The organism is Candidatus Viridilinea mediisalina (genome assembly GCF_002532535.1).
GTDB classification, from domain to species: Bacteria; Chloroflexota; Chloroflexia; order Chloroflexales; family Chloroflexaceae; genus Viridilinea; species Viridilinea mediisalina.
The window spans coordinates 87984-95327 of the sequence record NZ_NQWI01000006.1 but is presented as its reverse complement, the minus strand read 5'-3'; the positions used below and the strand labels follow the sequence as shown (position 1 = coordinate 95327).

The 7344-nt window shown below is 58.2% G+C and carries 7 protein-coding genes; 6 read left to right on the top strand and 1 reads right to left on the bottom strand.

All coding sequences use genetic code 11. The annotated features are described in order from the left end of the window. Positions 1–25 precede the first annotated feature (25 nt). Complete coding sequence (locus tag CJ255_RS02570) at positions 26–271, bottom strand: hypothetical protein (RefSeq protein ID WP_097642536.1); 246 nt, start codon at positions 269–271, stop codon at positions 26–28. A gap of 358 nt (positions 272–629) precedes the next feature. Here CJ255_RS02570 and cas10 point away from each other — a divergent pair, with 358 nt between their 5' ends. From cas10 to cmr6, 6 genes are read left to right on the top strand one after another with little or no spacing between them, the layout of a single operon-like run. Continuing rightward, positions 630–2483 (top strand): type III-B CRISPR-associated protein Cas10/Cmr2, encoded by a 1854-nt coding sequence (gene cas10, locus CJ255_RS02565; RefSeq protein WP_097642535.1) that lies wholly within the window; start codon positions 630–632, stop codon positions 2481–2483. Beyond that, a complete protein-coding gene (locus tag CJ255_RS02560; protein ID WP_097642534.1) occupies positions 2483–3643 on the top strand; it encodes a type III-B CRISPR module-associated protein Cmr3 in 1161 nt (386 codons plus the stop codon). Before cas10 ends, CJ255_RS02560 begins: the two co-directional genes overlap by 1 nt. Beyond that, the gene (gene cmr1 / locus CJ255_RS02555) at positions 3627–4988 is read left to right on the top strand and encodes a type III-B CRISPR module RAMP protein Cmr1 (protein ID WP_165774533.1); all 1362 of its coding nucleotides are present in this window, start codon (positions 3627–3629) and stop codon (positions 4986–4988) included. Before CJ255_RS02560 ends, cmr1 begins: the two co-directional genes overlap by 17 nt. Positions 4989–4991: 3 nt before the next feature. Further along, the gene (gene cmr4 / locus CJ255_RS02550; protein WP_097642532.1) at positions 4992–5891 is read left to right on the top strand and encodes a type III-B CRISPR module RAMP protein Cmr4; all 900 of its coding nucleotides are present in this window, start codon (positions 4992–4994) and stop codon (positions 5889–5891) included. An 11-nt stretch (positions 5892–5902) separates the two neighbouring features. Continuing rightward, the gene (locus tag CJ255_RS02545; protein ID WP_097642531.1) at positions 5903–6265 is read left to right on the top strand and encodes a type III-B CRISPR module-associated protein Cmr5; all 363 of its coding nucleotides are present in this window, start codon (positions 5903–5905) and stop codon (positions 6263–6265) included. 2 nt (positions 6266–6267) lie between these two features. Beyond that, a complete protein-coding gene (gene cmr6 / locus CJ255_RS02540; protein ID WP_097642530.1) occupies positions 6268–7287 on the top strand; it encodes a type III-B CRISPR module RAMP protein Cmr6 in 1020 nt (339 codons plus the stop codon). Positions 7288–7344 lie beyond the last annotated feature (57 nt).

Sequence of the window (7344 nt, the reverse complement as noted above, 5' to 3'; positions counted from 1 at the left end):
GAACCCCTCCCTTTCACGATTCTTTCTATTCCTCTGGTGGCAGTGAGGTCGCAACATCATAGACCAGCACCTGCACATCGAGGCCATCGCCAGTAAGCAACTGGATGGTGTAGTCTTGAGTAGCAGCCTTAATTGCGGTCTCATCGCCAGCGGGCGCATAGGCACGGATACTCGCCTCTTCCTCAGAGATGCGGGTAATGCGTAGAATGGCGGTAGGGCTTGCAGCTTGGACACGCTGGCTAATCTCGGCGATAGCTTCCTCAACCGTCATGGACTCCTCCAGAATTATAGCAGGCTGAATAGTATAATCGGCTACTACTATACTCGTTTGCGCGGCTTTCGGCAAGGGGTGTCCGCGTTGCGACCATGTTGCAACGTCTTCTTGATCGTCCGCAGATTACGCAGATGAGGAAGCAATAATCTGCGTAATCTGTTGGGACAATTTGGGCGCATTTGTGACGGTTCGGTATGCTATGCTTAGGGAAGGATACTGGATATTACTACCGTTGTGACTTACTCTGTGGGGAGGTTTGGATGGGCTGTGCGCCTCCAAAATCCCCTTCTGTTGAGTTGTGCGGACAGCTTGCTTCGCCGCCCGCACAACCCACCAGCCTGAAGGAGCTTTGAGGATGCAACGTCACCTCTTTTTGGTTACGCTTGGTCCGGTGCAGGAGTTCATTGCGAGTGCGCGCCGGAGCCGTGATCTCTGGTTTGGGTCGTGGTTGTTGAGTGAGCTATCGCGGGCGGGGGCGGAGGTGTTGCTTCAGCCAACGTTTGACAGTCAACTTATCTTTCCGGCACCCAGTTCTGATGATCCGAGTCGTCTCACGGCATATAACGTAGCGAATCGTATCTTGGCAGAGGTACCGCAGGGTGTTGATTGTGAAGTGCTTGGCAAGGCTGTGGCAGAGGGCGTCCAAGCTCGTTTGGCAGCGTTGCGCGAGGCAGCGTTTGCCAACATCTCTTGGCATGCGGATCATCCCAACCTACGCACATTGGCATTGCGTCAGGTTGAGGATTTGATTGAGGTTACTTGGGTAGCGTTGCCGCTTACTGATGACTACAAAGCCTCGCGCAACCGTATTGAGGATGTTATGGCGGCACGCAAAGCTACCCGTACATTTGGGGCTGCGCCTCAGTTGTCGGGGGTGCATCAACCCAAATCATCGATTGACGGGAGCCGCGAATCGGTGATACCTCAGGCGCTCTCCCGTGCAGCGAAGGCTAACGTTGAAGGACGACGTCTGCTCTACCGCAGCTACCGGGCCGACTATGCGGAACAACTCTCTGGGGTTGATCTGCTCAAACGCTGGGGGGCTGTTGAGGCGCAAGAAGCCGACTTCCCTAGTACCTCGCACTTTGCGGCGCTGCCCTTTCTTGATCGTGAGACCGTCGGCGACCAAGCGGTTAGTACGGCCTTTGCACGCTACCTAGAGGGCTTGCGGGCTGCAGGTGCCCAACTCCATACGCTTGATCGCCGCTTTCAGCGCCCGCTCACTGGTGAGGTAGATGCGGCGATACTCTTTGAAGATCGGCTGGCGCTAGAGCTTGGTCAGGCCGATGTTGCGACTGCCCACGGTCACCTGCTTGACTTTTTTGTAGCGGCCACCAATAACCGCCGTCCTGATCCCTATTACGCCCTGCTGCTAGCCGATGGCGATAATATGGGCCTAGCAATTGATATGCAGAATTCTCCGGAGGCACATCGGATGGTTTCACGTACCCTTGATGGCTTTGCTGCTCGGGTGCGTGAAGTGGTTGAACAAGAGTATAGCGGCGCACTGATCTATGCGGGTGGTGATGATGTGCTCGCATTCTTGCCTATGCATACCGTTCTAGGTTGTGCACAGGCGCTCGCAGCGGCGTTTCAGCAGCAGATGGCCGCTGTTGGCTTAGGAGCAAAGACACCAACCCTCTCGGTTGGCGTTGCGCTTGTTCACCATCTTGAGCCTTTGGCCGATGCGCTGACCTTGGCTCGCCGTGCTGAACGCCTAGCCAAAGAGCTGCCTGGCAAAGATGCCTTGGGCCTGATTCTGAATAAACGGAGTGGTGCCGAGTGTGCGATCAGAGGCCGCTGGGCGGGTGGTATCTTCTTGCGGCGTCTTAAGCGATGGATTGAATGGTACCGCCGAGGGCGTATACCCGATGGGGTTGCGTATGAACTCCGTGATGTGCATATGCGCCTTACTTCACTTGGGCAATGCGATGAGCATGCGCTTACCGAGCATGTTTTGGCTGAAGAAGCGTTGCGTATTCTTAAGCGAAAGCGGGTTCGGAGTGAAGATGAAATGCGCGAGCTTGATCCAAGCACACTGGCGTTTGTACGCGCACAGCTTGGCTTGCCGCCAGAGCTACCTGATGGCCCACCACCCCTGCCCGCTGCGGATTGTATCTCTGTTGCTACCCTTGCACTCGAGTTGATGGTTGCGCGTGAGTTTGCCCAAGTTATGGGGCCGCTTGCGGAGCAAGAAGGAGCAGACTAGTGCCTACTTGGATTATCGAGCCGCATGATCCGCTGATTGTTCGTGATGGTCGCCCCTTTGGGCCGGATCCGGGGGTGCGGGCTGTCTCACTGGCCTTTCCGCTGCCTTCAACGACAACGGGCGCAGCACGTACCTGTGCAGGCTTGAATGCACAAGGGCAATTTGATCCGCAGCGGATCGCTGCAGTGAAGCAGCTTGCGGTACGTGGCCCATTGCTGGTTGAGTTGGATGAAAATGAGGACGTAGCCTGGTATGCACCTGCGCCATCCGATGCGCTTATGTTGGCCTCAGAGAAGCAGGATGATACGCTCGCTATCCGACGTTTGGTGCCTTTGGCGCTACCGACGGGTGCGACGACCGATCTGGAAGCAAGCTACAGCTTGGTAGGGCGGAGGCAGCGCGAAAAGGCCAAGGTGAGTGGCCAAGCACCCCAGTTTTGGCATTGGAATCGCTTTGAGCAATGGTTGGTTGCGCCGCAAGACGACGATGCGCTACGCGCCAGTGATCTTGGTCTGGCGGGTCTCCTGCGCGACTCGCGGATGCATGTGCAGATCAATGCCCAGCGCCAGACTGCCAAACAGGGTGCCCTCTTTCAGACCGTTGGCTTAAGTTTTACCACCAGAGATCGGCGTCGGCTTGCGCTGCTGGTTGAAGTTGCCCAGCCCTTTCCGCACTTTGCTGGTGGTATGGATTCTCTCGCTGGTGAGCGTCGGCTGGTGACGTGGCGGCAGAGCGCTGTGCAACTGCCAACATGTCCAGCGGAGCTACGCGAGGCGATCATCCGCGATGGGGCATGCCGTGTTGTGCTGCTAACGCCTGCTATCTTTCGCGCCGGTTTCCGGCCAGAGCGGCTATTGCGGCCCGCCTATGGGGTTGCACCTCGGCTTGTGGCGGCTGCTGTTGCACGTACCCAAGTGGTTTCGGGGTGGGATTTGCAAGTGCAAAAGCCCAAGCCGACGCGACGCATGGCGCCTGCGGGCTCTGTCTATTTTTTGATGCTGGAGGGTAGCCCTAGCGCACGGGCGGCATGGCTCGATGCCCATTGGATGGCAGTCGTGAGCGATGATGAGCAGGATGCGCGTGATGGTTTCGGCTTGATGGCCCTTGGGGTGTGGGATGGAGCATTGCAAGCGATGGGAGAAGATGATGCGCGGAGCTAATCTCAAAGAGCCACCAGAACTTACGCTGCGGGAAGACATGAACCGGAGTGTGCAGACACGAGCCTACCGCCTGCTCACCCCTCTGTTTGGCGGGAGTGTTCAGCCAGGCCAGCCCGATCAGCATGCTGCGGTGCGCGGAAGTAGCGTGCGTGGTCAGTTGCGCTTCTGGTGGCGGGCGACACGGGGCGGCTACTATCAGGGTGATCTGGCGCGGATGAAGGCGGCTGAGAGTCTGCTCTGGGGCGCGGCCAGTTCACTACGGCACAAAACGGGACGCTCACTGGTGGATGTGGTGGTTATCAATCAGCCTGGAGCACACCCGTTTACCCCAGTTAATCGCAGCAATCAGCCAATCCGCCCGCCGCTTACGATTGGGCATCCAAGCTCTATTGACAGCTATGCCGCCTTTCCGCTCAACGATAAGCCGGATACGTTTGTGCTCGATCACGTTGCCTTTCATCTGCAACTCACCCTTCCCGTGCGCTGGGAGGATGAGGCGAGCAGCGCGTTGTTTGCCGGAACACCAAGCGATGAATTGGCGGCGGCACTGTGGGCGTGGGAGACCTTTGGTGGCATTGGGGCGCGCACGCGCCGGGGGTTTGGCGCATTGCACTGTCTCCAAGTGGATGGTGTAGCGTGCCCCTTGCCCAACGACGTGCGGACGCTTAAGGCTTGGCTCAATCGGCAGTTGGCGCAACATGTGGTGGCTGGGGTGTGGCCTGAGCATGTACCCCACCTTGCACAGCATCTGCGCTTTCACGTTGGTACTCGGCACAACGAGGCGCTTAGCGCATGGCGTGAATTGATCGGTAAACTGAAAGATTTTCGTCAGCAACGCCCCGTGAATCGGGTGGAGAGACGCGGGAGAATCGTACCGCAACCAGGACGCAACCACTGGCCCGAACAGGATGAGGTGCGAGAGATCACGGGGCGGCGCAGTCGTCGCCACCAAGATGTCATCTCAACTGTTCGCAAATTTCCACGCGCCGCTTTTGGTTTGCCGCTGCTCATTCAATACAAGAAAGAGGATCAAAAGGATGGCGATCCGCGCGGCGACAATAAGGTCGTGGGGCGCTTGCGTGATGGTACAAATGTAGAACGGCTAGCCAGCCCGCTGATACTGCGTCCGCTGCTGGTGAACAACGGGGCGGTAGGGTTGGCCGCTATCCTTGAGGGGGTTGACATGCCCGACCAGTTGCTATTGAACTATGAGCGTGGAAGTCAAGTTGTGGAGTGGCAGCTTACCGCTGAGGAGGCGGCCATGCTGACGAATCATCGTGGCCAACCTATCCTTGGCAACGAGACGGATGTGGTGCAAGCCTTCTTAAATAGACTTGAGGGATAATTCATGAGTACACGTCTTCTGTTTGTTCATGCGCTCTCGCCGCTGCACGCTGGTACTGGCCAGGGGGTTGGCGTGATCGATCTGCCGATTGCCCGCGAAAAGGCGACTGGCCTGCCCTATCTGCCCGGCTCGTCGCTCAAGGGGACGCTGCGTGATACATCAGGCATTGCCGATGAGCAGCGGCAACTTATGTTTGGCCTTGAGACGACAGGTAGTGAAGACCATGCTAGCTCTGTGCGCTTCTCGGATCAGCGCTTGCTGCTCATGCCGGTACGGAGTCTTGCGGGTACTTTCGCGTGGGTCACTTCGCCCTATGTGCTGCGCCGTTTTGCGCGTGATGCGCGTGATGCAGGGGTGGCGGATGTACCGACGGAGGCGCCCGAACCTACTACCCAACCCAAGAGTGAGCAGGCTATCGTCTGCGACGAGAGTAGCCAATTGGTTGTGTCGGGCACCGACTTAGTGGTACTTGAAGATCTTGATCTCGCAGTGAAGCCTTCGCCAGAAGCAAGCATTTGGGCTGAATGGCTGGCACCCAAGCTCTTCCCTGACACGCTACCCGATGCTGCCTACTGGCAAGGGGCGCTCAAAGCGCGTCTCTGCATTGTACGTGACGACATTCTTGATTTCTTGTTGAACACCGCAACTGAAGTGGTCGCACGGGTGCGCCTTGAGGATGAGCGCAAGACCGTCATTAAAGGGGGGCTCTGGTATGAAGAGGCGCTGCCCACCGAGACCATCCTAGCTGGGCTTGTCGTTGCCGCGCCGGTGACAAATAAGCATAACCAGCGGTTGACTGCCGAGACGATCTCTGCCAACCTGGAACGGCTCACGCAGCACGCGCTACAGTTTGGCGGCAAAGCTTCGGTTGGACGCGGACTCTGCCGTGTCCAGTTGTTGTAGGAGCAGAAGACATGCATACCCGCGACCAAAAATTGGCTGCCGCTGTCTATGAACGGGTTACGGCGTTTAAGCAGCAGGGTGGCGATGCCCAAAAGTATGGCTCAATGGCCCACAAACTTCCCGTGCTGATTCGCACTGCTGGTTTGGCGCAAGCCCTCGCCTTTGTCGAGGCGCGCAATGATGTGCATCAACTGCAACTGATCAGCGATTTGGCTGCGGCGATCCAACAACCAGCACTGGTAGTGCGCAGTCGTCAGGCGCAGCTTGGCGAATATATGCTCCTGACCCGTGAAGCGCTGGCGGCGTTGCTCTGGTTCAAACGCTTCGCCCAATCGGTACTCAAGATTGACGACGCTACCAGCGGGGAGGAGTAGCCATGACCTTCAATCCACGCGCTGCGCTGCGCCGCATCGGGAACCAAGAGGTGGAACATGCCGGTCTTTGGTTTGATTGTTGGGCACCTGGTGATGATGCAACGCGAGAGGCGAGCCACGTAGCGAAAACCGCCGAGATCGGCATACCCGCACTCTATCCGCACGCTTTCGCCCGCTGGGAAGCTAGCCTGATAGCGCGCGGCATACGCCCACGAGTTGGGATTGTCGAAGGACGCATGGTGCTTGGGCTGGGGGCGGAGAGCGTTATCGAGACCGCCATCAGCCTACACCGCACCTACGGCGTTCCCTACATTCCAGGCAGTGCCCTCAAGGGCTTGGCGGCAGCCTATGCCCGTCGTTTCCTGAGCGGCGAGTGGGCAGCGGATGGAAGCGCCTACACAACCGTGTTTGGCCGTGGTGGTCATACTGGGGCAGCCGGCTACATCACCTTTTTCGATGCGCTCTACATCCCTAGTTTAAGCCCAGGCGACTGTCCGCTGCGCCCAGACGTGCTCACGGTACACCACCAAAACTACTACAACAGCGACCAGCCGAACCCCCCCGCTGATTGGGATAGCCCCATCCCGGTGCCCTTTCTGAGTGCAACGGGGCGCTATCTGTTGGCACTCGACGGCCCCTCTGCGGCGTGGGTTGAGCGCGTCTTTGATCTGCTGGCCGCTGCCCTCCAAGAGCTCGGCATTGGCGCAAAGACCTCCAGCGGCTACGGGCGCATGCGTGTGGAGAGGGTGGCGGGAATTGGGCAGGGGAACGCCGACGCAGCGCCGGTTGATCCAGCGGTGGCGCAGGTTGATGAGTTGTTGAAGCTGCTCAATGCTTTGCCGCCAAAACGGGTAGCTACTGAGATCGAAAAGTTTTACCACCAAGCGGTCGCGCTGGAGGTTGGCCCAACACAACGGGCGCGCATTGCCGCAGCAATTATTGCCAAGGTGCGCGAGGCTAAACGTGAAGAGCAGACTGCGAAGCGCCCGTGGTACCAGACGGTGCAGGGGTGGGTGGGTTAGGATGGCGTGCGTTGCCGCAACAGAGGGCAAAGGAGTGAAGGAAGAGGTGATGCCACC

Excerpts from the sequence above, each read along its gene's own strand:
- CJ255_RS02570 (WP_097642536.1), bottom strand. The coding sequence starts at position 271 with ATGACGGTTGAGGAAGCTATCGCCGAGATTAGCCAGCGTGTCCAAGCT.
- cas10 (WP_097642535.1), top strand. The coding sequence starts at position 630 with ATGCAACGTCACCTCTTTTTGGTTACGCTTGGTCCGGTGCAGGAGTTC.
- cmr1 (WP_165774533.1), top strand. The coding sequence starts at position 3,627 with ATGATGCGCGGAGCTAATCTCAAAGAGCCACCAGAACTTACGCTGCGG.
- cmr4 (WP_097642532.1), top strand. The coding sequence starts at position 4,992 with ATGAGTACACGTCTTCTGTTTGTTCATGCGCTCTCGCCGCTGCACGCT.
- CJ255_RS02545 (WP_097642531.1), top strand. The coding sequence starts at position 5,903 with ATGCATACCCGCGACCAAAAATTGGCTGCCGCTGTCTATGAACGGGTT.
- cmr6 (WP_097642530.1), top strand. The coding sequence starts at position 6,268 with ATGACCTTCAATCCACGCGCTGCGCTGCGCCGCATCGGGAACCAAGAG.